General features: G+C 26.6%; 25 protein-coding genes. 22 read left to right on the top strand and 3 right to left on the bottom strand.

The genetic code is table 11. The features are described 5' to 3' along the window. The first annotated feature begins 8 nt into the window (after window positions 1-8). From metG to AVBRAN12647_RS03035, 10 genes are all read left to right on the top strand, one after another. Entirely contained in the window at window positions 9-1,880 is a 1,872-nt protein-coding gene (metG, locus tag AVBRAN12647_RS03080; protein WP_214120458.1) for a methionine--tRNA ligase, read from the top strand. Between the two features lie 3 nt (window positions 1,881-1,883). After that, window positions 1,884-2,723, top strand: coding sequence for a hypothetical protein (locus tag AVBRAN12647_RS03075; RefSeq protein WP_214117532.1), 840 nt, complete (start codon window positions 1,884-1,886; stop codon window positions 2,721-2,723). Beyond that, a complete protein-coding gene (locus tag AVBRAN12647_RS03070) occupies window positions 2,720-4,120 on the top strand; it encodes a UDP-N-acetylmuramoyl-tripeptide--D-alanyl-D-alanine ligase (RefSeq protein ID WP_336614679.1) in 1,401 nt (466 codons plus the stop codon). Before AVBRAN12647_RS03075 ends, AVBRAN12647_RS03070 begins: the two co-directional genes overlap by 4 nt. 110 nt (window positions 4,121-4,230) lie before the next feature. After that, window positions 4,231-5,658, top strand: a complete 1,428-nt coding sequence (locus AVBRAN12647_RS03065) for a catalase (RefSeq protein WP_336614678.1) — start codon at window positions 4,231-4,233, stop codon at window positions 5,656-5,658. 1 nt (window position 5,659) lies between these two features. Further along, entirely contained in the window at window positions 5,660-6,124 is a 465-nt protein-coding gene (locus AVBRAN12647_RS03060; protein ID WP_214120329.1) for an ankyrin repeat domain-containing protein, read from the top strand. 284 nt (window positions 6,125-6,408) lie between these two features. Continuing rightward, window positions 6,409-7,110: an ABC transporter substrate-binding protein gene (locus AVBRAN12647_RS03055; RefSeq protein ID WP_336614677.1), complete on the top strand. Its 702-nt coding sequence runs from the start codon at window positions 6,409-6,411 to the stop codon at window positions 7,108-7,110. A gap of 9 nt (window positions 7,111-7,119) precedes the next feature. After that, on the top strand, window positions 7,120-7,815 hold the full coding sequence (locus tag AVBRAN12647_RS03050) for a transporter substrate-binding domain-containing protein (RefSeq protein WP_336607976.1): 696 nt from the start codon (window positions 7,120-7,122) through the stop codon (window positions 7,813-7,815). A gap of 308 nt (window positions 7,816-8,123) precedes the next feature. Next, a complete protein-coding gene (locus AVBRAN12647_RS03045; RefSeq protein ID WP_214117526.1) occupies window positions 8,124-8,840 on the top strand; it encodes a transporter substrate-binding domain-containing protein in 717 nt (238 codons plus the stop codon). Between the two features lie 9 nt (window positions 8,841-8,849). Next, window positions 8,850-10,043, top strand: coding sequence for an argininosuccinate synthase (locus tag AVBRAN12647_RS03040; protein WP_214150519.1), 1,194 nt, complete (start codon window positions 8,850-8,852; stop codon window positions 10,041-10,043). 251 nt (window positions 10,044-10,294) lie between these two features. Next, window positions 10,295-11,323: a cytochrome-c peroxidase gene (locus tag AVBRAN12647_RS03035; RefSeq protein ID WP_214117524.1), complete on the top strand. Its 1,029-nt coding sequence runs from the start codon at window positions 10,295-10,297 to the stop codon at window positions 11,321-11,323. 31 nt (window positions 11,324-11,354) lie between these two features. On the opposite strand, the gene AVBRAN12647_RS03030 is transcribed toward AVBRAN12647_RS03035, so the two are convergent. Beyond that, on the bottom strand, window positions 11,355-11,717 hold the full coding sequence (locus AVBRAN12647_RS03030) for a histidine triad nucleotide-binding protein (protein ID WP_214120332.1): 363 nt from the start codon (window positions 11,715-11,717) through the stop codon (window positions 11,355-11,357). A gap of 84 nt (window positions 11,718-11,801) precedes the next feature. Here AVBRAN12647_RS03030 and pheS point away from each other — a divergent pair, with 84 nt between their 5' ends. From pheS to AVBRAN12647_RS02975, 11 genes are all read left to right on the top strand, one after another. Continuing rightward, window positions 11,802-12,794 (top strand): phenylalanine--tRNA ligase subunit alpha, encoded by a 993-nt coding sequence (gene pheS, locus AVBRAN12647_RS03025; RefSeq protein ID WP_336614676.1) that lies wholly within the window; start codon window positions 11,802-11,804, stop codon window positions 12,792-12,794. Then, entirely contained in the window at window positions 12,791-15,097 is a 2,307-nt protein-coding gene (gene pheT / locus AVBRAN12647_RS03020) for a phenylalanine--tRNA ligase subunit beta (protein WP_336614675.1), read from the top strand. The genes pheS and pheT overlap by 4 nt, the downstream gene beginning before the upstream one ends. Continuing rightward, a complete protein-coding gene (gene aroA / locus AVBRAN12647_RS03015; protein ID WP_336612459.1) occupies window positions 15,094-16,371 on the top strand; it encodes a 3-phosphoshikimate 1-carboxyvinyltransferase in 1,278 nt (425 codons plus the stop codon). Before pheT ends, aroA begins: the two co-directional genes overlap by 4 nt. A 3-nt stretch (window positions 16,372-16,374) precedes the next feature. Beyond that, the gene (locus AVBRAN12647_RS03010) at window positions 16,375-17,202 is read left to right on the top strand and encodes a 4-hydroxy-3-methylbut-2-enyl diphosphate reductase (protein ID WP_336614674.1); all 828 of its coding nucleotides are present in this window, start codon (window positions 16,375-16,377) and stop codon (window positions 17,200-17,202) included. A gap of 84 nt (window positions 17,203-17,286) precedes the next feature. After that, on the top strand, window positions 17,287-18,942 hold the full coding sequence (locus tag AVBRAN12647_RS03005; protein ID WP_214117518.1) for a 30S ribosomal protein S1: 1,656 nt from the start codon (window positions 17,287-17,289) through the stop codon (window positions 18,940-18,942). Window positions 18,943-18,944: 2 nt separating this feature from the next. Next, window positions 18,945-19,427 (top strand): hypothetical protein, encoded by a 483-nt coding sequence (locus AVBRAN12647_RS03000; protein WP_214117517.1) that lies wholly within the window; start codon window positions 18,945-18,947, stop codon window positions 19,425-19,427. A 23-nt stretch (window positions 19,428-19,450) separates the two neighbouring features. Then, window positions 19,451-20,020, top strand: coding sequence for an elongation factor P (gene efp / locus AVBRAN12647_RS02995; protein ID WP_214117516.1), 570 nt, complete (start codon window positions 19,451-19,453; stop codon window positions 20,018-20,020). 2 nt (window positions 20,021-20,022) lie between these two features. Then, window positions 20,023-20,355: a hypothetical protein gene (locus AVBRAN12647_RS02990; RefSeq protein ID WP_214117515.1), complete on the top strand. Its 333-nt coding sequence runs from the start codon at window positions 20,023-20,025 to the stop codon at window positions 20,353-20,355. A 38-nt stretch (window positions 20,356-20,393) separates the two neighbouring features. Beyond that, on the top strand, window positions 20,394-20,657 hold the full coding sequence (locus AVBRAN12647_RS02985; RefSeq protein WP_214117514.1) for a DUF2018 family protein: 264 nt from the start codon (window positions 20,394-20,396) through the stop codon (window positions 20,655-20,657). Beyond that, complete coding sequence (cmoB, locus tag AVBRAN12647_RS02980) at window positions 20,657-21,442, top strand: tRNA 5-methoxyuridine(34)/uridine 5-oxyacetic acid(34) synthase CmoB (RefSeq protein ID WP_239803684.1); 786 nt, start codon at window positions 20,657-20,659, stop codon at window positions 21,440-21,442. Before AVBRAN12647_RS02985 ends, cmoB begins: the two co-directional genes overlap by 1 nt. A gap of 1 nt (window position 21,443) precedes the next feature. Beyond that, a complete protein-coding gene (locus tag AVBRAN12647_RS02975; RefSeq protein WP_214117512.1) occupies window positions 21,444-21,920 on the top strand; it encodes a PaaI family thioesterase in 477 nt (158 codons plus the stop codon). Between the two features lie 427 nt (window positions 21,921-22,347). Here AVBRAN12647_RS02975 and AVBRAN12647_RS02970 read toward each other — a convergent pair whose 3' ends face one another. Further along, entirely contained in the window at window positions 22,348-22,506 is a 159-nt protein-coding gene (locus tag AVBRAN12647_RS02970) for a hypothetical protein (protein WP_336614673.1), read from the bottom strand. A gap of 718 nt (window positions 22,507-23,224) precedes the next feature. Here AVBRAN12647_RS02970 and AVBRAN12647_RS02965 point away from each other — a divergent pair. Beyond that, on the top strand, window positions 23,225-24,286 hold the full coding sequence (locus AVBRAN12647_RS02965) for a tyrosine-type recombinase/integrase (protein WP_214120637.1): 1,062 nt from the start codon (window positions 23,225-23,227) through the stop codon (window positions 24,284-24,286). Between the two features lie 639 nt (window positions 24,287-24,925). Here the strand turns inward: AVBRAN12647_RS02965 and AVBRAN12647_RS02960 are convergent. Then, window positions 24,926-26,089, bottom strand: coding sequence for an MFS transporter (locus tag AVBRAN12647_RS02960; RefSeq protein ID WP_336609874.1), 1,164 nt, complete (start codon window positions 26,087-26,089; stop codon window positions 24,926-24,928). Window positions 26,090-26,195 lie beyond the last annotated feature (106 nt).

Here is a 26,195-nt window from a genome sequence, read left to right as displayed (position 1 = left end):
GGATTTAGATGAAAACATATATTACAACTCCAATTTATTATGTAAATGACAAAGCTCATATAGGTCACGCATATACTACTATAATTGCTGATACGCTTGCTAGATTTGCTAGACTTAAAGGAGATGAGACTTTCTTTTTAACAGGCACTGATGAGCATGGTCAAAAAATAGAAGAAAGCGCTATCAAAAACAACGAAAGCCCAAAAGCTTATGCTGATAAAGTTAGCAAAAGTTTTAAAGATTTGTGGGCTGAACTTGAAATTAGTAATGATTATTTTATTAGAACAACTGATGAAAATCATAAAAATTGCGTTCGTAAGATTTTTTTAAAAATGTATGAAAAAGGCGATATTTATAAAGATGAATACGAAGGTCATTATTGTGTATCTTGCGAGACTTTTCATACAAAAACTCAATTACTTGATAATGATAAATGTCCTGATTGCAAAAAGCCTACTAGAATTTTAAAAGAAGAAAGCTATTTTTTTAGATTAAGCAAATACCAAGATAGATTATTAAAATGGTATGAAGATAATCCTACTTGCATTATGCCAGCTAGCAAAAAAAACGAAGTAATAGCATTCGTAAAACAAGGCTTAAGGGATTTATCGGTAACTAGAACTAGCTTTTCTTGGGGTATAAAAATACCTGATGAATTAAATGATAGTAAGCATATAGTTTATGTATGGCTTGATGCTTTGAGTAACTATTTGAGTGCTTTAGGGTATTTAGATAATGATGAAAAAATGTCTTTTTGGCCTGCAAATATTCAATTAGTTGGTAAAGATATTTTAAAATTCCACGCAATTTATTGGCCTTGTTTTTTAATGAGCCTTGATTTAGAGTTGCCTAAAATGATAGGAGCGCACGGCTGGTGGACGGTTGAAGGCGAAAAAATGAGTAAAAGTGTAGGAAATGTAATAAATCCTATTGATGTTAAAAACGAATTTGGCAATGAGCCTTTAAGATATTTTTTATTATCTCAAATGCCTTTTGGAAATGATGGAGATTTTAGCAAACTTGCAATGGTTAATAAAATAAATGCTGAATTAGTAAATGAATTAGGTAATTTATTAAGCAGAAGCATATCAATGGCTAAAAAATATTTTGATTTGAAAGTGGAATTTGAATCAGGATTTAGTGAAGAATTAAATAAGGCAAATGAATATTTTAAAGCAAGTATAAATGCTATAAATGAGCTTAGAATGAATGAATATATAAGCGAAATTATGAAAGCTTTAAGTATAGCAAATGCGATGGTTTCAAAATATGAGCCTTGGACTATGATGAAAAACAACGAAAGCAAACAAACTCAAAGCTTATTAGCAGTAATTTTTAACATTTTAAAAAATGCTAGTATTTTATTAAGTCCTGTTATGCCAAAAGCTAGTGCAAAAATAGCTAATGCTTTAGGAGTAAATATTGATACTAAAACATATAACGATATGTTTAATTTACAAAAAGAATTTAATTTAAACGAATGCGAACATTTATTCTCAAGAGTTGAGCTTAAAATTGAAAGCAAAGAAGAAGTAAAACAAGAATTAAAAGAGCCAAAAATCAAAATTGATGATTTTGCAAAAATCAAAATGCAAGTAGCAACCGTCTTAGAATGTGAAAATGTAGAAGGTAGTGAGAAATTATTAAAATTCCAACTTGATTTAGGAACTGAAAAAAGACAAGTTTTAAGCGGAATTGCGAAATATTATAATGCTAAAGATTTAGTTGGCAAACAAATTATTTTACTTGCTAATTTAGAGAGTAGAAAAGTATTTAAGCATTTAAGTGAAGGTATGATTTTAAGTGCTAAAAATTCAGATGAAAGCTTAGTTTTATTAACACCGCTTACTAAATGTGAAAATGGTGCAGTGATTGGATAAAAATTGGAAATAACTAATTTTTCAGAATTAATTAATGCAAAAATTATTAATAAGCCTAGTGTTTCTAGGCTTAAAGATTTTTGCCTTAATTTAAATAGCGTTACTAATGCTAGTGCGTTTTTTACCAATGAACAAGCATTGGCAAATGAAGCTATTAAAAAAGGTGCTTATGCGATAATTAGCACTAAGGATTTATCAATTAGTGATAAAGAAGTAGCATTTTTAAAAATAAATGATTTTGAATTTGCTTTAACAAGATTGCTTGCGTTTTATTCAATTGATAAAAGGGTGGTTTTATTAGATGAATTAAGCATAGAATGTTTAAATAGGCTAAATATTACTACTTTAAAAAATGACTTATTTTATGATTTTGAAAATATTTTAAAAAATAACTTAATCTTTTGCTCAAGCAAGGAATATTTAGATAAATTAAGCTTAAGCTATGAAAATGTAAAGTATTCTTATGAAATTATCAAACGCTCTAGTTTTTTTTATCAAGATTTAATATTAAATGATGAGTATTATTACAATGTTTTTATACCTATAATATTTACAGAACAATTTGCAAAAATCAATGTATTTAAAGAACTAAATATCAATTATTCAAATCTTAAATTATTAGATTTTATATTTTTAAATGACAATAATGAAATAGTCAAAATGAGTGAAGGCTCTAAAGTTGTGTTTTTTGAAAATAACGAATTAATCATTAGCGAAATCAAAAAACATTTAAATTTATTTGAAATCACCGAAATAAAAAATCATACTTATATGCTATATAAAGGCGATAAAAATAAATTTATTAATGAATTAAATGTATTTAACGAAGGGTTATTTTTATGATTTATATAGTTTCTTTTGCGTTTTCTTTTTTGATGCTTTATTATTTAGCTTTAGTATTGCAGTTAAATAATTATAAATTTAAAAGAGTTTTATTTAATTTTTCTAAAAAGCGTTGGCATTTTTATTATCTAATAGCACCTTTTTTACTCTATGTAATTACTTGTGATATTAATCATTTTTTAGCCTTAGGAGTGGCTATAATTTATCTTTTAGCTTTAATTTTTTTAGCAAAAAATATTGATAAACCTTTAGTATTTACAGCTAGGATTAAGAGATTATTTTTATTTAATTTATTAGGTGCTTTTGTATTTACCCCAATTCATTTTTATTGCAAACTTGACCCACATACTTTAGATATTATAATTTTTGCATTTTTACTTTCGTATATTTGTGAGTATTTTGTAAATAAGAGTTTTTATGATAAAGCTTACAACAAAATAAGCAATTTAAAAGATTGTAAAGTAGTATTAATCACTGCAAGTTATGGTAAAACAAGTATCAAACATTACCTAGCTAGTATTACTCAAAACTATTTTAAAATTCATTATGCTAAAGGTAGTATTAACACTCTTTTAGGGCTTATTAAAGATATTAATGAAAACCTAGACCCAAATACAAATTTATTAATAATAGAAGCAGGTGCTAGAAAAAAGGGCGACATAGAAGAAATCACAAAATTAGTCCGCCCACATTATGTAATAATAGGTCAAATTGGCACAGCTCATTTAGAATATTTTAAAAATATAGAAAATACTAAAGAAGTTAAAAAAGAAGCCCTAAAAAGCACTAGATTAGAATTAGCAATCACTCATAGTAGTGTAGGGGAGAGCTTTAGCTATGATAGTGCTTTAAGTGAGATAAAGGCTAGTTTAGATGGGCTTAGTTTTAAATGCAATGATGAAAAGTATTTTGCTAATTTATTAGGTAGTTTTAATGCTAGTAATTTATGTGCTTGTATTTACCTAGCTAAGGCTTTAGGTTTAAATTACGAGCAAATTAGCAAAGAAATAGCTAATTTAAAAGCTACAGAACATAGATTACAAATCATCTCTCGTGAGCCAAAATTTATAATTGATGATGGATTTAATGGTAATTATGATGGTATGAGTGATAGTTATAGAATAATTAAAGATTATAACTTAGGCAAAAAAGTCTTAGTTAGTCCAGGGATAATTGAAGCAAGTGAAGAGTTAAACAAAAAACTATGCGAAGTAATTAATGAATGTTTTGATTTAGCAATTATTACAAGCGAGACTAATGCTAGAATATATGATGAGAATTTAAAAATTAAAAAAATCATTCTAAAAGATAAAGCAAAATTAATTGAAACTTTAGCTAATGAAACTAAAGAAAAGGATTTAATAATATTCTCAAACGATGCTCCTAATTTCATATAAAATAGAATAAAATTATTAGCTAAAAAATTTTTTAGATAATAATTTTTATTATTTACCAATTATTATCCTATGTTATTTATTATTACTTCACATTTTTAAAAGGAGATATAATGAAACAATTAACAACGGATTTTGGTAACCCAATAGGTTCAAATCAAAACTCACTTAGTGCAGGTGCAATGGGACCGCTTTTAATGCAAGATTATCAATTGATTGAAAAACTTGCTCATCAAAATAGAGAAAGAATTCCAGAGCGTGCAGTTCATGCAAAAGGAAGTGGAGCTTATGGAGAATTAAGAATAACACAAGATATTAGCAAATATACAAAAGCAAAAGTTTTTGCTAAGGGTGAAGTTACTCCACTTTTCTTACGCTTTTCAACAGTTGCAGGTGAAGCAGGTGCAGCTGATGCTGAAAGAGATGTTCGTGGTTTTGCGATTAAGTTTTACACAAAAGAAGGTATTTGGGATTTAGTAGGTAATAATACTCCTACATTTTTCTTAAGAGATGCTTATAAATTCCCTGATTTTATTCATACTCAAAAAAGAGACCCAAGAACTCATTTAAGAAGCAATAATGCGGCGTGGGATTTTTGGACTTTAACTCCTGAAGCACTACATCAAGTAACAATTCTTATGAGTGATAGAGGAATTCCTGCATCATATCGTCATATGAATGGATATGGTTCTCATACTTATTCATTTATTAATGATAAAAATGAAAGATTTTGGGTTAAATTTCACTTTAAAACCAAACAAGGAATTAAGTGCTTAACAAATGAAGAAGCAGAAAAAATCATAGCAAAAGATAGAGAATCTCATCAAAGAGATTTATATGAAAATATTGAAAAAGGAAATTTCCCTGTTTGGAGCGTAAAAGTTCAAATCCTTGCAGAAAATGAAGTTGAAAAACTTGGATTTAATCCATTTGATTTAACAAAAGTATGGCCTCATAGCATTGTTCCATTAATTGAAGTTGGAGAAATGATATTAAATCGCAATCCACAAAATTACTTTAATGAAGTAGAGCAAGCTGCATTTAGCCCAAGCAATATTGTTCCAGGTATAAGCTTTAGCCCTGATAAAATGCTTCAAGCTAGAATTTTTAGCTATCCTGACGCACAAAGATACAGAATTGGTGCAAACTATCATCAATTACCTGTAAATAGAGCTAGAAATGAAGTTAGCACATATAATGTTGCAGGTGCTATGAATTTTGGTATAGGTGATAATTTAGCTAATGGTGCTTATTATGAGCCAAATACTTTAGGTGGTGCAAGTGAAAATACTAAATATCTTGAGCCTGATTTGGCAATAGGTAATAGTGCAGCTAGATATGCTCCGCTTGATAATGATTTTTATACACAACCAAGAAATCTATTTAATATCTTACCTGCTGATGAAAAAGAAAGACTATATAAAAATCTAGCAGCAAGTTTTGATGGTGTAAAAGATGAAATCATTGCAAAAGCTCTAGCACATTTTGAAAAAATTAGCCCTGAATATGCAAATGGCGTAAGAAAAGCTTTAGGAAAATAAAATGCAATTAAGTAGTGCCGAATTAGCAAGATACGATGAATTATGTAAAATGGCGTTGGATTTTGCAAGAAATAATGATTACAACACTCTCCTTAACATGATAAAGGCAGGATTTAATGTTGATTTTAAAGACCATCGTGGAAACACACTTTTAATGTTGGCTTGTTATAACGGCTCTTACGAATGCGCTCAAATGCTTATTAGCAATGGTGCAAGTGTTGATATGAAAAATGATAAAGGTCAAACTCCACTAGCTGGAGTTTGCTTTAAAGGTTATTTAAATATCGTAAAACTGCTAGTAGAAAATGGAGCGAATATTGATGAAAACAATGGTTTAGGAATGACTCCTTACACATTTGCTTTAATGTTTGGAAGAACTGAAATTGCTGAATATTTAGCTTCGCAAAAATCTAGTATATTAAAAAAATTAACGTTAAAACTCTTAAAACTCTTCAAAAAAGTATAAAATTTAAAAGCAAATAATATTTTTTATAAATAATTAATATTATTTGCTATTTTATGATATATTTTTGCAAAAAATTTTAAAGGAGATAAAATGTTAAATTGTAACAATCTAAATTCTTTTGTATTATTAACTAAAGCCCATTGACCCTTACTCTTATTTTTTAATTTCCCAAATTTTTATTATTGTTTATTTTTTTAGTTTTTTATTTTTAGCATTTTAAGCTTTATAGCTTTATTGTATTTGCTTGAAAATAAATTTGTTTTATTGTTTTTAAAGGAAAAATTATGAAAAAATTAATTATTTTATTAGCATTTGTAATGCAAATTTTCGCACAAGATTTAATTAAAGTTGGTATGTCGCCTGGTTTTGCTCCGTTTGGATATATAAAAGATGAAAAAATCGTTGGCTTTGATATAGATTTAGTAAATGAAATAGCTAAAGTGTTGGATATTAAAGTGGAATTTGTTCCTATGGATTTTGATGCTTTAATGGGTGCTGTTAAATTAGGCAAAATTGATGTGATAGCTTCAGGACTTAGAAATACACCAGAAAGAGCTAAGAGCGTTGAGTTTAGTGATTTTTACTATATAAGTAGTAATTATTTTTTAAAACAATCTTCAAGAACTGATATTAATGAAATTAATGGACTTACTATAGGAGCACAATTAGGCTCAATTCAAGCTGATATATTAGCTAGATTTAAAGATGTAAAACCATTTTTAAATGCTGATACTTCAAATTTAATTTTAGCATTAGTTGGTGGCAAAATTGATTCTGTTTTAGTAGATAAAACTGTAGCCAAAGGATATTTAAGAAATTATAAAAATTTAGTTGTATTTAAGAAAACTGAAGAAAAAACTGATGGTCTTAGTTTTGCTTTTGCTAAAGGAAATACAAAGTTAAGAGATGAATTTAATAGGGCACTTAAAATTATAAAAGATAGTGGAATTTATGATAATTTAATAAAAAAATATGATATGGAATAAGGAAAAATTATGAAAAAATTAATTATTTTATTAGCATTTGTAATGCAAATTTTCGCACAAGATTTAATTAAAGTTGGTATGTCGCCTGGTTTTGCTCCGTTTGGATATATAAAAGATGAAAAAATCGTTGGCTTTGATATAGATTTAGTAAATGAAATAGCTAAAGTGTTGGATATTAAAGTAGAATTTGTTCCTATGGATTTTGATGCTTTAATGGGCGCTGTTAAATTAGGCAAAATTGATGTGATAGCTTCAGGACTTAGCAATACTCCTGCAAGGGCAAAAAATGTTGAGTTTAGTGATATTTATTACACTGGTTCAAATTGTTTTTTAAGATTAAAATCAAGAACTGATATTAAAGATTTAAATAATTTAGTAGTAGGAGTGCAATTAGGTTCAATTCAAGCTGCAATGCTTAATGAAATTCCTTCGGCAAAACCATTTTTAAATTCTGAGATTTCAAATCTAATCCTAGCATTAGTAAATGGCAAAATAGATGCTGTTATAGTTGATAAATTAGTAGCTAGAGGATATTTAAATACCTATAAAGAAATTGAAATATTTAAAGATATAAAAGAAAAAGGTGGCACTAGCTTTGCATTTGCTAAAGGCAATATTAAATTAAGAGATGATTTTAATAAGGCTTTAGAAATTGTAAAAAGTCAAGGAATTTATGAAAAATTATTAGAAAAATATGAAATGTGATATTTTTTAATATAAATTTTGTTAATTTTGTTACAAATCGTAACGAAATTAACAAAAAAAATAATTTTTTATCATCATTAACAAAAAATATTGATATTATTATTTAAATTATTTTAAAGGAGAAAAAATGCAAAAGAGTGTTGCTAAATTATTTTTAAGACTTCGTTGATGCTTACTACTATTTTTTAATTTCCCAGATTTTATCATTGTTAATTTTTATTATTGTTAGTTTTATCATTATTATTTAGGTTATTTTAGTTTTTTGCTCTAAGCAATTTAGTTATTTATTTTTATTAAAAGGATTAATTATGAAAAAGTTATTTTTAGGTTTTGCACTAGTTGCACAAATTTTTGCTCAAGATATTTTAAAAGTAGGAACATCTCCTGGTTATGCACCATTTGAATATATGAAAGATGGTAAAATTGTTGGATTTGATATGGATTTAGTGGAAGAAATAGCAAAAATACTAGATATTAAAGTTGAATTTGTTGCTATTGAATTTGATGGTTTAATCAATGCTTTAAAAGCAGGAAAAATTGATGTTATAGCTTCTGGAATGAATGAAACCCCACAAAGAGCAAAAAGTGTTGATTTTTCTAATTCATATTATAACGGGGTAAATTATTATGTTAAATTAAAAGAAAATACTAATATAAATTCTTTAGAAGATTTATCAAAAGGGGCTAAATTAGGAGCTCAATTAGGCACTTTACAAGCTGATGAAGTTAGTAAAATTAAAGGCGTAAAACCATATTTAAATTCTGAATTAATAGTTTTTGTTTTAGCAACGGTTAATAAAAAAATAGATGGTTTTGTATTAGACGCTGCTGTGGCTAAAGGCTATATTAATACTTATCCTGAACTTAGCGTATTTGCTAAAACACCAATTTTAGGTGATGGAGTGAGTTTTGCATTTGCTAAAGGTAATACAAAATTAAAAGATGATTTTAATAATGCCTTAAAAATTCTAAAAGACAACGGAACTTATGTAAAATTATTACAAAAATACGATTTAGATAATTAAGGAGAAAGTATGAAAAAAATTGTTTTAGCTTATAGCGGGGGTCTTGATACTTCAGCAATTATTCCTTGGCTTAAAGAAAATTATGATTGTGAAGTGTATGCTTTAGTAGCTGATGTGGGTCAAGATAAAAATGAATTAGTAGATGTTAAACAAAAGGCATTTAATTCAGGGGCAAAAGATTGTGTGGTAGTTGATTTAAAAGAAGATTTTGTTAAAAACTATATATATCCTACAATTTTAAGCGGGGCATTATATGAAGGCACATATTTACTAGGCACTTCAATGGCAAGACCGGTAATTGCTAAGGCTTTAGTTGATTATGCAATAAGCATTAATGCTGATGCTATCGCACATGGAGCTACAGGAAAAGGTAATGATCAAGTAAGATTTGAATATACTATAAACGCACTAGCACCTAAGTTAGAAGTTATAGCTCCTTGGAGAATTTGGAATATGAAATCAAGAGAAGATTTGCTTGATTTTTTAGCGTTAAAAAATATTAAAACAACTGCGAGTAAAGAAAAAATCTATAGCAAAGATGCAAACGCTTGGCATATTTCAACTGAAGGTGGAGTTTTAGAAGATACTACAACTTTTAATAATGAAGATTGTTTTTGTCTAAGTGTAAATCCAAAAATCGCTCCTAATGAAGCTGAATTAGTAAAATTAAGCATTGAAAAAGGTGTGGTTACAAAGGTAAATGATATTAGTCTAAGTCCTTATGAAGCTTTAAATAAGCTTAATGAAATAGGGGCAAAACACGGAGTTGGTAGGATTGATATTGTAGAAAATAGGCTTGTGGGAATGAAATCAAGGGGATGTTATGAAACACCTGGCGGAACAATTATAAATACTGCTTTAAGAGCACTAGAGCAAATCGTTCTTGATAGAGATAGCTTAAAATTAAGAGCTATGTTAGGGCTTGAAATGAGCTATTTAGTGTATGATGGTAAGTGGTTTTGCCCTACAAGAGCTGCTATTAGTGCTGCGATTAATGAATTTAGCAAAGATTTAAATGGAGAAATAATTATAGAATTATATAAAGGCAATTGCAATGCAATGAGTAAAAGCTCTCCTAATAGTCTTTATGATAAAGATTTTGCAACTTTTAGCGAAGATGAAGTTTATAATCAATTTGATGCAGCAGGATTTATAAGACTATTTAGCTTAAGTGCAAAAATTAGAGCACTAAAAAAATCTTAATTTAATATTTTAGGTCTTTTCATTAAGACCTAAAATTATTCTATTTCTATATTTACTTTATTTGTAATCTAAACCTTTTATAGCTCTTCAAAATAATATGTATTTTAGTTTTTATACAAAGTATATTTTTATATCAAATAATATTTTTTATCAAAAAATAAATTACAAAATTTTAAAATTTTATATAAATAATATTTTTTATTATCTAAAAAACTTTATAATCTTTTTACTTTAATTAAAAGGAGAAAATAATGAAAAAAATTATGTTATCTTTAAGTTTATTAGTAGGTTTAAATGCTGCTAGTTTAATTGATGAAGCAAAAGAAGCAGGTTTGGTTGCTATACCTAGCGATAAAGCCAAATTAGAAGAATTAATTAAACAATATGCACCTGATTATGTAGAATATCCTACCACTAAAGAAAGAGTTGAGCTTGGTAAAAAACTATATTTTGACCCAAGAATTTCAAAAAGTGGAATTATATCTTGTAATACCTGTCATAATTTAGGTTTAGGTGGAACTGATGGAGTTCCAGCAAGTACAGGGCATAAATGGTCTCCTAATCCACATCATCTAAACTCTCCAACGGTTTATAATTCTGTATTTAATTCTTCGCAATTTTGGGATGGTCGTTCAGGTCACTTGCAAGACCAAGCAAAAGGACCTATCCAATCATCAGTAGAAATGGCAGCTATACCAAGTGAAGTTGTGAGCAAAATTACTTCAATTCCTGAATATGTTAATGATTTTAAAAAAGCTTATGGAGATAAAAAAATTGATTTTGATTTAATTGCTACAAGTATTGGTATTTTTGAAAGAACCTTAATAACTCCATCAAGATTTGATGAATTTTTAAATGGTAATGAAAAAGCTTTAAGTAAAGAAGAAAAACAAGGATTAAAACTATTCATAGATAAAGGTTGCACTGCTTGTCATACAGGTATTAATCTTGGTGGGACACTACAAGCATTTGAAGTAGCTAATAAATATAAATATGCAAATATAGGTGATTTTAAAGGAGATAGCGATGGTTTAATTAAAGCTCCTACATTAAGAAACATTGAATTAACCGCACCTTATTATCATAATGGTGCTATTTGGGAATTAGATGAAGCTGTTAAATTAATGGGAAAAATCCAATTAGGAATAGAAATAAATGATGAAGAATCACAATTAATAATTACATTCTTAAAATCACTAACAGGTAAAATGCCTGATATTACATATCCTAGCTTACCTGCTTCAACTTCTAAAACAATCAAACCCGATTTAGAATATTAAAACATTCCTAGCTAAATGCTAGGAATTTAAATTAAAATAATGCTTCTTTATTTTCTTCAACTTTTGGGATAAATAGTTTTAATCCACCTAGCATATGAAAATGTAAATGAAACACTTCTTGTCCTGCATCAGCACCTACATTAGTAAGTAATTTATATCCGCTTTTATCAAGTCCTAATAATTTTGCAACTTCGTGAATAAAATCTGTCATTTTTGCCATTGTAGCACCATCAACATCTTGAAAACTTACAAATCTTTTTTTAGGAATTATTAATATATGAACAGGAGCTTTTGGGTCTATATCGTGAAATGCTAAAAATTCATCATTTTCTAAAACTTTACTAGATGGGAGTTCGCCTATTACAATTCTTTCAAAAACATTTAAATCGCTCATTTTCTTTCCTTTTTTTAATAGTCTTAATCGTTTATTTATGTAATTTACACTAAAATTGTAAAAAATCAATAAAAAGGCTAACTCTTGGAAGATATTTTAATTAGTTTAGATAATTGTTCTTCGCTTGAAGAATTAGAGCAAATAAAGGTGCAAATTCTTGGTAAAAAAGGTTATTTAACAAGTGAATTTGCTAAGTTAAAAGACTTAGAAGGTGATGAAAAAAAACAAAAAGCAGAAATTTTAAATAAATTAAGAGATGAATTTAATGATAAATTTACTCAAAAGCAAAAATATTTAAAAGATGAATTTATAAAAGCAAAAGCTAAAAAAGATGCTTTCAATTTTGCTTATTTTGATGAGCGTTCAAATTCTGGTGCTCTTCATCCCGTAATGAGCACAATGGATAAGATAATTGATTATTTTTTAAGACAAAATTTTAGTCTTGAAGAAGGTCCGTTGATTGAAGATGACTTTCATAATTTTGAAGCTTTAAATTTACCTAAATCACATCCTGCTAGAGATATGCAAGATACTTTTTATTTTATAGATAAACTACTACTTAGAACTCAAACAAGTCCGGTGCAAATAAGAACTATGAAAAAACAAAATCCACCTATTAGAATGATTGCACCTGGTGCCGTATTTAGAAGAGATTTTGATATTACACATACTCCTATGTTTCATCAAATAGAAATGCTTGTGGTTGAAGATGGGGATAAAATATCTTTTGCTAATTTAAAATATGTTTTAGAAGAATTTTTAAGATATATGTTCGGAGATGTAAAAGTTAGATTTCGTCCAAGCTTTTTCCCATTCACAGAGCCTAGTGCAGAAGTTGATATATCTTGTGTATTTTGTGGTGGTTGTGGTTGTAGAATTTGTAAGCAAACTGGCTTTATTGAAGTTATGGGTTGTGGTATGGTTCATCCAAATGTATTTAAAAATGTTGGCTATAAAAATGTTAGCGGATATGCTTTTGGTTTAGGAGTTGAGCGATTTGCAATGCTACTTCATAAAATACCTGATTTAAGGTCATTATTTGAAGGAGATTTAAGATTATTGGAGCAATTTAAATGATAATTAGTAAGAATTGGTTAAATGAATTTATAGACTTAAAAAATATTAGCACAGATGAATTAGTAAAAACTTTAAATAGCATAGGTTTAGAAGTTGATGGAGTAACTACAATTATAGCTCCTAAAAAAGTTGTAGTTGCAAAAGTAATGAGTAAAGAAAAGCACCCTGATGCTGAAAAATTAAGCATTTGCCAAGTAGATGTTGGTAATGAAGTTTTACAAATCGTATGTGGAGCTAAAAATGTTGAAGCAGGGCAATTTGTAGCAGTTAGTTTAGAAGGTGCACAAATTGGTGATATTACTATTAAAAAAGCTAAATTGCGTGGGGTTGAGAGCAATGGAATGATATGCTCATCAACTGAACTTGGATTTGCTAAAATAAATGATGGCATTATGGTTTTAGATAGTAGTATAGGCGAACTTACTTTAGGTAAAGAATTATGCGAATATCCTTTATTTAATGATGAATTAATTGAAATTGAGCTAACTCCTAATCGTGGGGATTGCTTAAGTATTAATGGTATAGCAAGAGATTTAAGTGCAGCATTAGATATTAATTTAAAAGAAAAGAAACCTTTTAAAGATGTTGATAATGCAGAAGGTATTAGAAGAATTTTAAATGTTCATTTTAGTGATGGAATTGATGGTAATTTAAATATAAAAGCAATAGAATTATTAAATAATATTGAAAATACTTTAAAGGTTAAATTAAGATTAGCTAGTATTGAAGAATTAAAAGATAATGCTATAGAAAACTTATTATCTTATACAACACATGCAAGCGGGGTATTATTTAATGCAGTTGATTTAAGTAAATTATGTAATGAATGCGAACAAATAAGTTTAGATGTAAAAACCAAAGAAAACAAAGAATTTGTTATTAAGTATAAAGATAAAGAATTAGCAATTGCTGGAATTACACAAAATGAAGAATTTAAAATAGATAAAGATAGTAAAAAAATAATCATAATTGCAAATTATGTAAATCCTAAAATAATCGCAAATACTCATAAAAATTATAAAAATACAGATATTTATAGAAGTTTTAGGGGCAGCGAACCAGAGCTTAATATAGGAATTGATTATTTATTTAATTTGTTACAACTTAATAAAAACATTAAAATTTATGGTAGTTCTTGTCAAAATACCCCAAGCAAAGAAAAAATATCAATTAATTGTAATATTAGTGAGCTTGAAAATATGATAGGTCAGTCTTGCGAAAAAAATGATGTTGTGAAAATTTTAAAAAGATTAGGGTTTGAATTAAGTATTGCTGAAGATAATCTATATTTAAAAGTTCCATTTTATAGACATGATATTAATAATTCTGCTGATATTTGTGAAGAAATAGTAAGAATGATAGGCATTGATAATATTAAGCCTAAACCACTTGATTTTTATGAATTAAACAGAACAAACAACACTTATTTAAAATATAAAAAATCTCTTGAATTAAGAAATAGAGCTTTAATGTGTGGATATTTTGAAAGTATTGGCTATGTTTTTGATAGTAAAGAATTTTTAGAAAAATTAAATTTAAAATATATCAAAAATGAAATTATAAACCCAATCACAAATGAAATGAATACGCTAAGAAGTTCTATTATTAGCACACTTTTAAAACAAGCTAGTTTTAATTTTAATAATTCAAGAAAATCAGTAAAATTATTTGAAATTGGTAGTGTCTTTGATGAAAACGGACAAGAAAATAAAAAATTTGCTTTAATTAGCTCTGGCTTAAGTGAAAATGCAAATTTAAAAAATCATGCAAAACCTAAAAATGTTGATTTTTTCACATTCTTAAATGAATTAAAAACAATATTAAAGGATTTTCAATTAAAATCTAGTGATTATCATTTATTTAGCGAATTTGAAAGAGCTGATATTTATAAAAACAATCAAAAAATAGGGGTAGTTGGAAGATTAGATTTACATTTAGAAAATGAATTAGAATTACCGGTTACTTATTTATGCGAAATTGATTTTAATGCTTTAGAGTATGATTTTATACAAGCAAAAGCTTATTCAAAATTCCAAGGAACAACTAGAGATTTAAGTATTTTAGTGCCTAAAAATTATGATTATTCGGTTATAAAATCAACTATAAATAAATTAAACATTAAGAATTTAAAAGATTTTAAAATAGTAGATTTATATCAAGATGAAAGCTTAAAAGATTATGAAAGTTTAAGTATAAGTTTTTCATTTGTTGATGATGAAAAAGTATTAAAAAATGATGATATAAATAATGAAATGAATGAAATTATTAGTGAATTAGATAAAATAGGATTAAAATTAAGATGAAAATAAAAGCATTAAATAAACAATTTGATTTAGTTTTGGAAAATATAGCTGCAGATAAATCTATCTCTCATAGAGCTGCTTTATTTTCTTTATTAACTAATGGGGAGTGTAAGGTTAAAAACTATCTTTACGCACAAGATTGCCTACATACTTTAGAAGTTGTAAGAAATTTAGGTGCTACAATAAAAATATATGAAGATAAAAATGAATTAGTTATAACACCGCCTAATGCTATCAAATCTCCTAATGTAGTTTTAGATTGTGGAAATTCTGGGACACTAATGAGACTTTTAATTGGTTTTTTAGCTAGTCAAGATGGTTTTTTTGTTTTAAGCGGAGATGAATATTTAAACAAAAGACCTATGAAAAGAGTAAGCGATATACTTAATAAACTAGGGGCTAAAATTGATGGTAGAGAAGGGGCAAATTATGCTCCTTTAGCAATTAGGGGAGAGAAAATAGATTATTTTACTTTTGAAAATACTCTAAAATCAGCACAAGTAAAAACTGCATTAATATTAGCTGGATTATTAAGTAATGGTTGCGAAATATACGAAAGCGAATTAAGCAGAGACCATTCAGAAAATTTATTAAAAATGATAAAAGCACCAATAAAAACAGATGGTTCTAAAATAGAAGTAAAACCATTACAAGATAAATTACAATCGTATGAAATAGAAGTTCCAAATGACCCTTCTTCTGCATTTTTCTTTGCTGTTTTATGTGCTATCAGTGATAATTCCACTCTAGTTTTAAAAAATATGCTTTTAAATAAAACTAGAATTGAAGCATTTAAAATTCTTGAAAAAATGGGGGCAAATATTACATATCAAATAGAGAAAAATGATTATGAAAATATAGGAACCATTACTATAAAAAGTTCTAAATTAAAGGCTGTTGAAGTTAGTGAAAATATTTCTTGGCTAATTGATGAAATACCAGCATTATCAATAGCATTTTTATATGCTGAAGGAAATTCTATTGTCAAAAATGCAAAAGAATTAAGAGTAAAAGAAAGCGATAGAATAAAGGCTGTCCTTGAAAATTATTCAATTTTAGGTGTTGAATACGAAGAATTTGAAGATGGATTTATGGTTGTTGGAAAAAGTATAAAAAATAATAATGTAATACTAAAAAGTTTTGCAGACCACAGAATAGCTATGAGTTTTTCTTTACTAGCTAAAGATTATGAAATAGAAATTGACAATGTTGAATGTGTAGATGCTTCTTTTACAAATTTTTATGAAATTTTATCTTTATTTGAAAGACAATAAAATATGAAAATAGAATTAGCTAAAAGTTACGGATTTTGTTTTGGAGTTAAAAGAGCTATCAAACAAGCAGAAAAGACTAAAGATGCAGCCACTATTGGGCCATTAATTCACAATAATGATGAAATATCAAGATTAAAGAACGATTTTAATGTAAAGACTATTAATGATATAACAGAATTAAATGATGAGAAAAAGGCTATTATAAGAACGCATGGAATAACAAAACAAGACTTAGATGTATTAAAAGAAAGTGGTAGAGAAATTATAGACGCAACTTGCCCTTTCGTTAAAAAGCCACAAGAAATTGTGGAAAAAATGAGCAACGAAGGGTATGAAATTGTTATTTTTGGAGATAGCAATCATCCAGAAGTAAAAAGCGTAAGAAGTTATGCTACTACTAATAATTATGTAGTTTTAGATGAAAAAGAACTGATAGATATTAAGTTTAAAAATAAAGTAGCTTTAGTAAGTCAAACTACAAAAAAAGTAGAAAAATTTATGCAAATAGCTAATTTTTTAATGTTAAAAGTAAAAGAAGTAAGAGTTTTTAATACAATTTGCGATGCAACATTTAAAAACCAAGAAGCTATTAAAATTCTTGCAATGAAAAGTGATGTTATGATAATTGTTGGCGGTAAAAATAGCTCAAATACAAAGCAATTATTTTTAATAGCAAAAGAGCATTGCAAAGATAGTTATTTAATTGAAAATGAAAATGAATTAGATTTTAATTGGTTTAAGGATAAAAATCTATGCGGAATTAGTGCAGGAGCTAGCACACCTGAATGGATTATTGATAAAGTTGTTAAAAAAATAGAAAATTTTACTTAATATTAAATAGTCATAAGTGAAATAGTGATAGAATAGGGCACAATCATTTCTTAATTTGATTAATTTTATTACAAAAGGACCAAAATGGCTAAGTTAAATGGAGCTCATAACAATTTAGAAGATTTAGAAAACATTGATTTCGCGGCAATGTTAGATGAGTTTGAAAGCGAAAAAAATCCTGAAAATATTTCAGTAATTGATGGAAAAATTATTAAAATTGAAGGCGACGAAGTATTTGTTGATATACAAGATAAATCAGAAGGTGTTTTAAACATTAGTGAAATCACAAAAGATGATAAGCTATTATTTAATGTTGATGATGTTATTAAAGTAACAGTTGTAGGTAGTTATAATGGACGCCGTTTATTATCATACAAAAAAGCACTTCGTAAAGAAAAAGTAGTTGAATTTATTAAAAACTATAATGAAGACAATAACGATACTTTTGAAGTAAAAATCATAGGAAAAAATCGTGGTGGTTTTGTTGCAGTAGATAATAATGAAGTAGAATTTTTCTTACCAAAATCACAATGCTCTCATAAAGAAATTAATACTTTAATGAATAAAAAAATTAAAGTTAAAATATTAAAAATTGATGAAGAAACACAAAGTATAGTTGTGTCAAAAAGAAAAGCAAACGAAGAAGACCGCAAAAAGAAAAAAGAATTAATTAATAATATAATCAACGATTCAGAACTTAAAGAAGGTGTTGTTAGAAAACTTACAAGCTATGGAATGTTTGTTGATATTGGTGGGGTTGATGGCTTGGTTCATTATAGCGAAATATCTTATAAAGGTCCTGTAAATCCTAGTACTTTATACAAAGAAGGGGATAAAGTTTTAGTAAAAATTGTAGGATATGATGAAGAGAAAAAACATATTTCTTTATCAATCAAAGCAGCTTTAAGTGACCCTTGGGATGAAATTAAAGATAGCTTAGAAATTGGAGATATTTTAAAAGTAGTAGTTTCTAATATTGAAAATTATGGAGCTTTTGTAGATTTAGGAAATGATATTGAAGGATTTTTACATATAAGTGAAATTTCTTGGGATAAAAATGTTAAAAATCCAAGAGATTATTTAAAAGAAGGTCAAGAAATTGATGTTGAAGTAATTGAAATAGATTATGAAAAACGCCGTTTAAGAGTATCTCTTAAAAATTTACTTCCAAAACCTTTTGATGGCTTTAATGAGAAATTTAAAGCAGGAGATATTGTTGAAGGCGAGATTAGCACTATTACAAATTTTGGAGCTTTTGTTAAAATTGACAATATTGAAGGTTTATTATTAAATGATGATATATCTTGGACTGAAAATGAAACTTGCAAAAAAGTTTATAAAGTAGGGGATAAAGTAAAAGTTAAAATTAGAAAAATTGATAGTGAAAACCAAAAAATTTCTTTAAGTGTTAAACATTTAGAAGAAAGTCCTAGTTCATTATTTGCTAAAGAACATAGATTAGGTGATGTTATTAAAGGTATTGTAAGCGATATTAAAGACTTTGGAGTGTTCGTTAAAGTAAATGATAAAGTTGAAGCTTTAATTAAAAATGAAGATTTAGGAGAAGTTAAGCCTAATATTGGAGATGAAATTGAAGGAGCTTTAATTTTCACTAGAAATGGTAAAATTCGCTTAAGTATAAAAAAATTAAATTTAATTAAAACTCGTGAAGATTTAGAAAAATTTAATTCTGATGATAAAATTACAATAGGTGATATAATTAAAGATCAATTACAATAGTAATGAAACAACACTCGTTATATTTTATATTTGGAATAATTTTTTTTATTTTAGTATTGGTTTTAATGCTATTAATAAAATCTGCAAATTATAAAGATTTGCAGATTTCTAAAATTATTGATGAAAATATTGAAATTATTAAAAATAAAATATCAAATAATGAGTGGTATGCTAAATTAGCTAAAGATGAATTGGGAGATTCTTACCCAATATCAAATGAACTTTATGTTCATTTTGAATTACAAGATACAGGTAATTTAAGTAAAAAGAAATTTTTTAAATTAAATATAGATAAAAACGATAATTATTCTTTATTTTGTGTAAAACAAACTATATCTAATTTAAATTTGAAATATTTTTTAATTAATAATAAAAAATATTCTCAGATAGTCATAGATACTAACAATATTTCTTTATTACATTACCTTATAGATAGTTTAAAAAACTATAATATCAATTCTGATTTTGAAGAAATTTGGATTTAATTTAATTTTAAAGGATTAACAAAATGGCATCTTATTCAATGGGTGATTTAAAAAAGGGTTTAAAAATAGAAATAGAAGGTGTTCCTTATAAAATAGTGGAATATCAACATGTAAAGCCAGGTAAAGGTCCTGCTTTTGTAAGAATAAAAATAAAATCTTTCATAAATGGTAAGGTTTTAGAAAAAACTTTCCACGCAGGTGATAAATGTGAATCTCCTAACTTAGTAGAAAAAGAAATGCAATATTTATATGATGATGGAGAATTTTGCCAATTTATGGATAATGAGACTTATGAGCAAGTAGCTATAACAGAAGAAGATGTTGGCGAAAGTAGAAAATGGATGATTGATGGTATGAATGTAAGCGTATTATTCCATAACGGAAAAGCAATAGGCGTTGAAGTTCCGCAAGTTGTTGAACTAAAAATAGTTGAAACTCAACCGAATTTCAAGGGTGACACACAAGGCTCTAATAAAAAGCCAGCTACTTTAGAAAGTGGTGCAGTTGTTCAAATACCTTTCCATGTATTAGAAGGGGAAGTTATTAGAGTAGATACTCAAAGAGGCGAGTATATAGAAAGAGCTAATAAATAATTATGAACGATAAAGCAAAGCGTGTAAAATACTTAAGAGCTTTAGAAAAAGCTGCTAATCGCTTTGCTTTAGCCTTAAAAAAAGAAGATTTTTCAGATGGTATTTTCGCATCTAGCATAGAGCAGAATTTAAAATTACTAAATAAATGTGAGCCAGTTTATCTTGATTCTACATATTCAAAAGAATTAGAAAATTTTGTAAATTTATGCTGTTTTTCTCAATTAGACAGATTTGAGCTAATTAGCAAATTTAATACTCTAGAGAAAATAAAAAAGCAAAATCAATACAAAAAAACAAAACATAAAAATCAATTGTATGATAATTTATTTAGTTAAAATATGTTTTTATTTAAATAAGTTATTGGAGAATTAAAATGGATGATTTTGATAAATTATTTGAGACCACACCAGAAGAAAAACTAATAGACGTATTACAAAACGCACCAAGAGGTGCAGTTCAAAATACTATAGTAACGCATAGTAAAGAATTTTTGGCATTAAAATTATTATTAGAAAAGCAAAATATAGACTATACACAAGTTGAAGAATTTATATTTAATAATGATGCTTTGCTAAATGAAATGCTAAATGATGTTTTTATAGATTTAACAGCAAAAATTTTAGGGCATGAGGGATAATGAAAGTTATTTTTGATGATATTGTTGAAATTTATGATGATACATTAAATGAAGAAGATTTATTAATTAAAGCAAAAAGCCTTAAACCTTGGAGAAAAGGGCCTTTTAAAATAAATAATATTTTTATAGATAGTGAGTGGAAAAGCAATATAAAATATAATATTTTAAAAAAGCATATTAGTTGTATTGAGAATAAAATAGTGGCTGATGTTGGGTGCAATAATGGTTATTATATGTTTAGAATGCAAGAATTTAGACCGACTAAGATTGTCGGATTTGACCCTTCTCAAAGGTGCTATGAGCAATTTACTTTTTTAAATTCCTTATTTAAAACAAATATTGTATTTGAAAGATTAGGGGTAGCTGATTTACCAAGCTACAATCATAAATTTGATGTAATTTTTTGCTTAGGGGTGATTTATCACAGAAGCGACCCAGTGCAAATGCTAAAACAATTAAAACAAAGCCTAAACACTAATGGGATTGTATTCTTAGATACTATTTATTTTGATAGCGAACAACCTTTTGCTTTAGTTCCAGATACAAGTTATGCAAAAATGTCTAATGTATATTTTATACCAAGTATTAAAGCATTGCAAAATTGGTGTAAAAAAGCTAATTTTAAAGAATTTGAAATACTAGCAACTTCTAAAACAACAATAGAAGAGCAAAGGAAAACAGATTGGATTGATGGATATAGCTTGGAAGATTTTTTAGAAGATGATGATTTTACAAAAGAAGGTTATCCTGCACCAAAAAGAATATATATAAAATTAAAGGTATGAAATGGCTGAAGAAAAAAATGATATAGAAGAAAATTCTACAGAGATTAAAATCAATGTTGAAGCTTGCCCTACAATAAATACAGAAATTTGTGGCAACATTACCGAAACAGATGAAAATAAAGCAAATCTGCAATTAAAAATAACATCTGAATTAATTTCAGATTCTGAAGGTTTAGCGCATAATGGTTTTATATATTCTGCAGGAGCTTATGTTGCACAAGTAGCAATTAACAAAAAAAATACCTGTGTTATAGGCTCAAGAACTAGTTTTTTTGCGCCGGCTAAAATAGGGGATATTATATCTTTTGAAGCAACTGCTAAATTTGATAATAGTAAAAAAAGAGAAGTTTTAGTAAAAGCATATATAAGAGAAGTATGTGTATTTGAAGGTATTTTTTATGTTCTAGTAACAGATGAACATATATTAAAAATGCAAAAAAGTGAATTAGCAAAATACCAGAGCAAAAAACAAGAATAATAATTTTCTTGTTTTATAAACTAAAACCTTTTATACAAATCAAATTCAAAATATATAAAACAACACTACACTTAAAACAACGGCACTTGCATTTGCCTTAACTTAAAGCATATTTGATATTTAGTTTAAAATAAGTATTTAAAAAGTGCTTAAGCATTATATATATTTGACTTCAAAAGATATCAATAGCAAATATTATATTGAGTCATTTTATGATATTGATTGACAGGCGGACTAGACTAAGTTACCTTGCTAGCGAAGCATTAAAGCCTTGTATATTAGCCTACAATATACATTTAAAGCCCTTGTCGCTCAATAAGAGCTACTTATATCACGCATTTGTATTATACAATTATGCATTAAAAAGCTAAGTGCTAATGATATGGATAAATTGAATGTAAGTATTACTAAATTAGTAAGTAAAGAGTTAAAAAAATTTTAAAGATGAACTAAGTGGCAATTTAGCCCAAATTGGTGCTTTAGCAGTGCCTGTGAAGTTTGCGTGAGATTTCGAGAGTGCTTTGGCTGATTTTAATAATACTGCTAAGCTTAGTGATTTTGAGCTTTTAGCAAATAACATATACATATATTTCTATTGTCCAATAAAATATATGAGTTTATAAAACATAATTCAAAATACTATTAAACACAACAAGTAAGCTTAAAATAGCATTTGAACTAATAGTTGCAAAAAAAAGACTTACTAAAATCTTCAGTTTTATTAAAATTGCAGAGTGGTGATATGGTTTTAAAATACTAATTTGAAAATTATAGTTTTCAATACTAATATAATATATAAAATATTAAATATGCTAATAATCAATTTAGATTGCTTTATTATTAAAATAATTTAATAGTCTTACGGAACTTAAAAATTATATACTTATACCAATCACTTATGTATTTTTTATATGCCTACGCCAATAATTTCAATACTATAAAAATACTTCATTTCCAAACATAGCAAAATTAGATTTAATAAGGTTTTAGAATTTAATTTATATATGTAATATAATTTTCAAACTATTTTTTATATGCTTAACATAAATTTGAATTATTTCTATATTAATTATTTTAATAAAATATATAAATAATTTTTTTGATATTTTATACGATATTTAGTATATTTATAAAAATAATCATATTATTTTATGTATTATTTTATGTAAAATTATCATATTTTTTTATTATTATTTTTAATAAAATTTTACATATTAAATTTATATTGAAAACTAAGTTTATAATATAATCTTCTTTTATTATAATTTTTTTCTATATTAAACAACTTATTTTAAGGAACAATTATGAAATACCCTTTAGATTGTGAAGACAATTTTTCAAAATCATTTTTATTTTGGATAGCTAAATTTCTAAAATTTAAATTAAATTCTTTATCAAATAAACTACTTGAAAAAGCAGAAGAATTAAGAGAGATTAATATTGCTTTAAGTAAAAATAATTTCACTATAGAAGAATTAGATGAGTTAGCTAAAAAATCAAGAAATATAGGAATGATTGGTGTAAATACTTATTTTAACCCTATTAAAAAATTTTACGAGCAAATAATTCACTATAAGCTGTACTCTCTAAAACTAATTGATGAAGAATTAGTAATTGAAATTCTATCAAGCATAACAGCAGGTCTTAGTGATGCGAGTAAAAAAAATCACAAAATCGCTATAGTTAATTTTTTTAAATTTTTAAGTTCGCAAAATAAAGATGATGATAGTTCTTATGTTTATGAAATAGAGTTAAAAAACTGGTCAGGATTAAACTCATCATCAGGACAAAAACTACCAGAATTTATGAGTGAAGAGCAAATGAAAACATTTTTAAATACTCTAAATAATTATGAGTTTAAAAGTAATCAAGACAGAAATAAACTTGCTATAAAAATCATATTATTTACTGGAGTAAGGGTTAATGAAGTTCTTAGATTAAGGTTAAAAGATATTAGCTATGAAAATGATTTGATAAGCCTTAGAATTCATGCTAAAGGTAATAAATATAGAGTGGTTTTACTAAATATAAATTCCATTAAAGAGCATTTAGAATATTTTAATAATTTCGCCGAACCTAATCAATACTTATTTACAAATAAACAAGGTAAGCCATTAACTCAAGCTTATATATCAAGATTAATTGAAAATGTATTATTAGCAGCAGGTATTCGTAAAGAAAAAAATGGAGCTCATATGTTAAGACATAGTTTTGCTACCCTACTTTATAAAAAAGAAAAAGATTTGTTATTAGTCCAAGAAGCCTTAGGACATGCTTCCCTTAATACTTCAAGAATTTATACTCATTTTGATAATGATAAATTAAAATTAGCAGCAAAAATAGCTAATAATTTAAAAGAAGACTAAAAAGTCTTCTTATGTATCCATCAAAACTATTAAATTAATTTAGCTCAAAACAAGTATAGTCTATATATTAAGTAAAATAACAAATAAAACTAGCAAAAAAACTTTTCATCATATAAGCTATATCACCAAAAAACGAACCTAATCCATAAATAACTCTGAATTACTCTAAATATTTAAACTGAATACCATACTTTATTTTGAAATTATTCTTTTATAAAGTAAAACTAAAAAAACAACTAGCTAAAATAAAACTTGAATAGATAAAAAAGATTTTTTCATCGTATTATTTTTAAATGCTTAAGCTGAATACCCTACTTTATTTTGAGATTATTTTTTATTAAATAAAATTGACACAAATAAATCACTTAGCCAAAATAACTATAATTAAAATTTTACTTATTTTATATAGATTAGTTTTTATTCTATTATTTATAATTTTTATCCTATAGCACAAATATACCTGCTTTATTTTGAAATTATTCTTTTATAAAGTAAAACTAAAAAAACAACTAGCTAAAATAAAACTTGAATAGATAAAAAAGATTTTTTCATCGTATAGATTGTAAGATATTCAAAAATAAACTATTACTAATCAACCTAATCTATTTATTTTTAAATGCTTAAGCTAAATACCCTACTTTATTTTGAACCTATTCTTTTATAAAAGAAAACTAAAAAACAACTAGCTAAAATAAAACTAGCACAAATAAAAAACACTTTTTCATCATATAAGTTATAAAAATACCCACCACTTAAACTACCAAAAAACGCACCTAATCCGTAAAAACTCTGATTTATTCCAAATATTTTTGAGCTAATTTGTTTAGGTATCTTTTTTCTTATCATAGAATAAACACTAGGCATAATAGAGCAAAAGCTAATACCGGTTATAAACCTAACTAAGCAAAATAACCAAAAATTATGGCTAGTAAAATAATGCAATATTAAACATATAAACAAAGCAAAAGTGCTAATTAAAATTAAATTAACTTCTCCATAATCTTTTGCTAATTTTGATAATTTCGGAGCAAATATAGCACTAGCAATTCCTGCTAAACTAAAGCAAAAACCTGTAGCTAATTCTTTATGGTCTACTAATTTTGAAACAAATAAGCCGATTATAGGACCTATAAATGTTTGAGAATACTGCACTAAAAACGAAGCTAAACACAAAACTATTACAAATGAATACAAGCCTTTATCAAGCCTTATTTTTTCGCCTTTAGGAACTGGAGTAAAATCTTCTTTTACAAAAAACAATATCAATAAAAATATACTAATTAATAAAAATCCTGATATTGCAAACTGAACTCTAAAATCAAAAAAGTGCATTAATACTCCACCAAACAATGGTCCTAAAAGCGAGCCTGTTATCTGAAATGAGCTAAGTTTTGCAAGAGATACATTCACATCATCTTTAGGAGCATTAACAGCTATTAATGCAATACAAGCAGGGTTAAACCCAGAAAAAAATCCCATAATAAATCTAAGTATTATAAATGATTCTGCGGTTTTTAAAAATACGCTAATTAACAAGCACAAACCCATACCAAAACTAGCTCTTAAAAGCATTTTTTTACGACCATATTTATCAGCTAAAATACCCCATAATGGTGCAAACAATGCCATAGTAAGTGTGCTACCAGCATAAGCTAAACCACTATATAAGCTAATCTTATCTCCGCTCACTCCATATTCTTGCATAATAAATGGTAAAAGCGGTAGAATTTGATTAAGCGCTAATGTGCTTAAAAATGAACCTAATGAAACTATTAAAAGCATAAATTTAAAATTACTTTGCATAGGTTTATTATAGTTCTTGTTTGTAATTAAAGCTACTTTTATAGTGAATAATTAAGTGATTTAAAATGAATTGAAAGCTTTAAATATTCGTTGCTTAAGTTAGATT

Origin of the sequence: Campylobacter sp. RM12647, assembly GCF_020138135.1 — a bacterium.
Classification (GTDB): Bacteria; Campylobacterota; Campylobacteria; order Campylobacterales; family Campylobacteraceae; genus Campylobacter_E.
Note: the sequence above shows the minus strand (reverse complement) of the source record. Positions and strands in the feature narration are given on the sequence as shown.

Excerpts from the sequence above, each read along its gene's own strand:
- metG (WP_214120458.1), top strand. The coding sequence starts at position 9 with ATGAAAACATATATTACAACTCCAATTTATTATGTAAATGACAAAGCT.
- AVBRAN12647_RS03070 (WP_336614679.1), top strand. The coding sequence starts at position 2,720 with ATGATTTATATAGTTTCTTTTGCGTTTTCTTTTTTGATGCTTTATTAT.
- AVBRAN12647_RS03065 (WP_336614678.1), top strand. The coding sequence starts at position 4,231 with ATGAAACAATTAACAACGGATTTTGGTAACCCAATAGGTTCAAATCAA.
- AVBRAN12647_RS03060 (WP_214120329.1), top strand. The coding sequence starts at position 5,660 with ATGCAATTAAGTAGTGCCGAATTAGCAAGATACGATGAATTATGTAAA.
- AVBRAN12647_RS03055 (WP_336614677.1), top strand. The coding sequence starts at position 6,409 with ATGAAAAAATTAATTATTTTATTAGCATTTGTAATGCAAATTTTCGCA.
- AVBRAN12647_RS03050 (WP_336607976.1), top strand. The coding sequence starts at position 7,120 with ATGAAAAAATTAATTATTTTATTAGCATTTGTAATGCAAATTTTCGCA.
- AVBRAN12647_RS03045 (WP_214117526.1), top strand. The coding sequence starts at position 8,124 with ATGAAAAAGTTATTTTTAGGTTTTGCACTAGTTGCACAAATTTTTGCT.
- AVBRAN12647_RS03040 (WP_214150519.1), top strand. The coding sequence starts at position 8,850 with ATGAAAAAAATTGTTTTAGCTTATAGCGGGGGTCTTGATACTTCAGCA.
- AVBRAN12647_RS03035 (WP_214117524.1), top strand. The coding sequence starts at position 10,295 with ATGAAAAAAATTATGTTATCTTTAAGTTTATTAGTAGGTTTAAATGCT.
- AVBRAN12647_RS03030 (WP_214120332.1), bottom strand. The coding sequence starts at position 11,717 with ATGAGCGATTTAAATGTTTTTGAAAGAATTGTAATAGGCGAACTCCCA.
- pheT (WP_336614675.1), top strand. The coding sequence starts at position 12,791 with ATGATAATTAGTAAGAATTGGTTAAATGAATTTATAGACTTAAAAAAT.
- aroA (WP_336612459.1), top strand. The coding sequence starts at position 15,094 with ATGAAAATAAAAGCATTAAATAAACAATTTGATTTAGTTTTGGAAAAT.
- AVBRAN12647_RS03010 (WP_336614674.1), top strand. The coding sequence starts at position 16,375 with ATGAAAATAGAATTAGCTAAAAGTTACGGATTTTGTTTTGGAGTTAAA.
- AVBRAN12647_RS03005 (WP_214117518.1), top strand. The coding sequence starts at position 17,287 with ATGGCTAAGTTAAATGGAGCTCATAACAATTTAGAAGATTTAGAAAAC.
- AVBRAN12647_RS03000 (WP_214117517.1), top strand. The coding sequence starts at position 18,945 with ATGAAACAACACTCGTTATATTTTATATTTGGAATAATTTTTTTTATT.
- efp (WP_214117516.1), top strand. The coding sequence starts at position 19,451 with ATGGCATCTTATTCAATGGGTGATTTAAAAAAGGGTTTAAAAATAGAA.
- AVBRAN12647_RS02990 (WP_214117515.1), top strand. The coding sequence starts at position 20,023 with ATGAACGATAAAGCAAAGCGTGTAAAATACTTAAGAGCTTTAGAAAAA.
- AVBRAN12647_RS02985 (WP_214117514.1), top strand. The coding sequence starts at position 20,394 with ATGGATGATTTTGATAAATTATTTGAGACCACACCAGAAGAAAAACTA.
- cmoB (WP_239803684.1), top strand. The coding sequence starts at position 20,657 with ATGAAAGTTATTTTTGATGATATTGTTGAAATTTATGATGATACATTA.
- AVBRAN12647_RS02975 (WP_214117512.1), top strand. The coding sequence starts at position 21,444 with ATGGCTGAAGAAAAAAATGATATAGAAGAAAATTCTACAGAGATTAAA.
- AVBRAN12647_RS02970 (WP_336614673.1), bottom strand. The coding sequence starts at position 22,506 with ATGTATATGTTATTTGCTAAAAGCTCAAAATCACTAAGCTTAGCAGTA.
- AVBRAN12647_RS02965 (WP_214120637.1), top strand. The coding sequence starts at position 23,225 with ATGAAATACCCTTTAGATTGTGAAGACAATTTTTCAAAATCATTTTTA.
- AVBRAN12647_RS02960 (WP_336609874.1), bottom strand. The coding sequence starts at position 26,089 with ATGCAAAGTAATTTTAAATTTATGCTTTTAATAGTTTCATTAGGTTCA.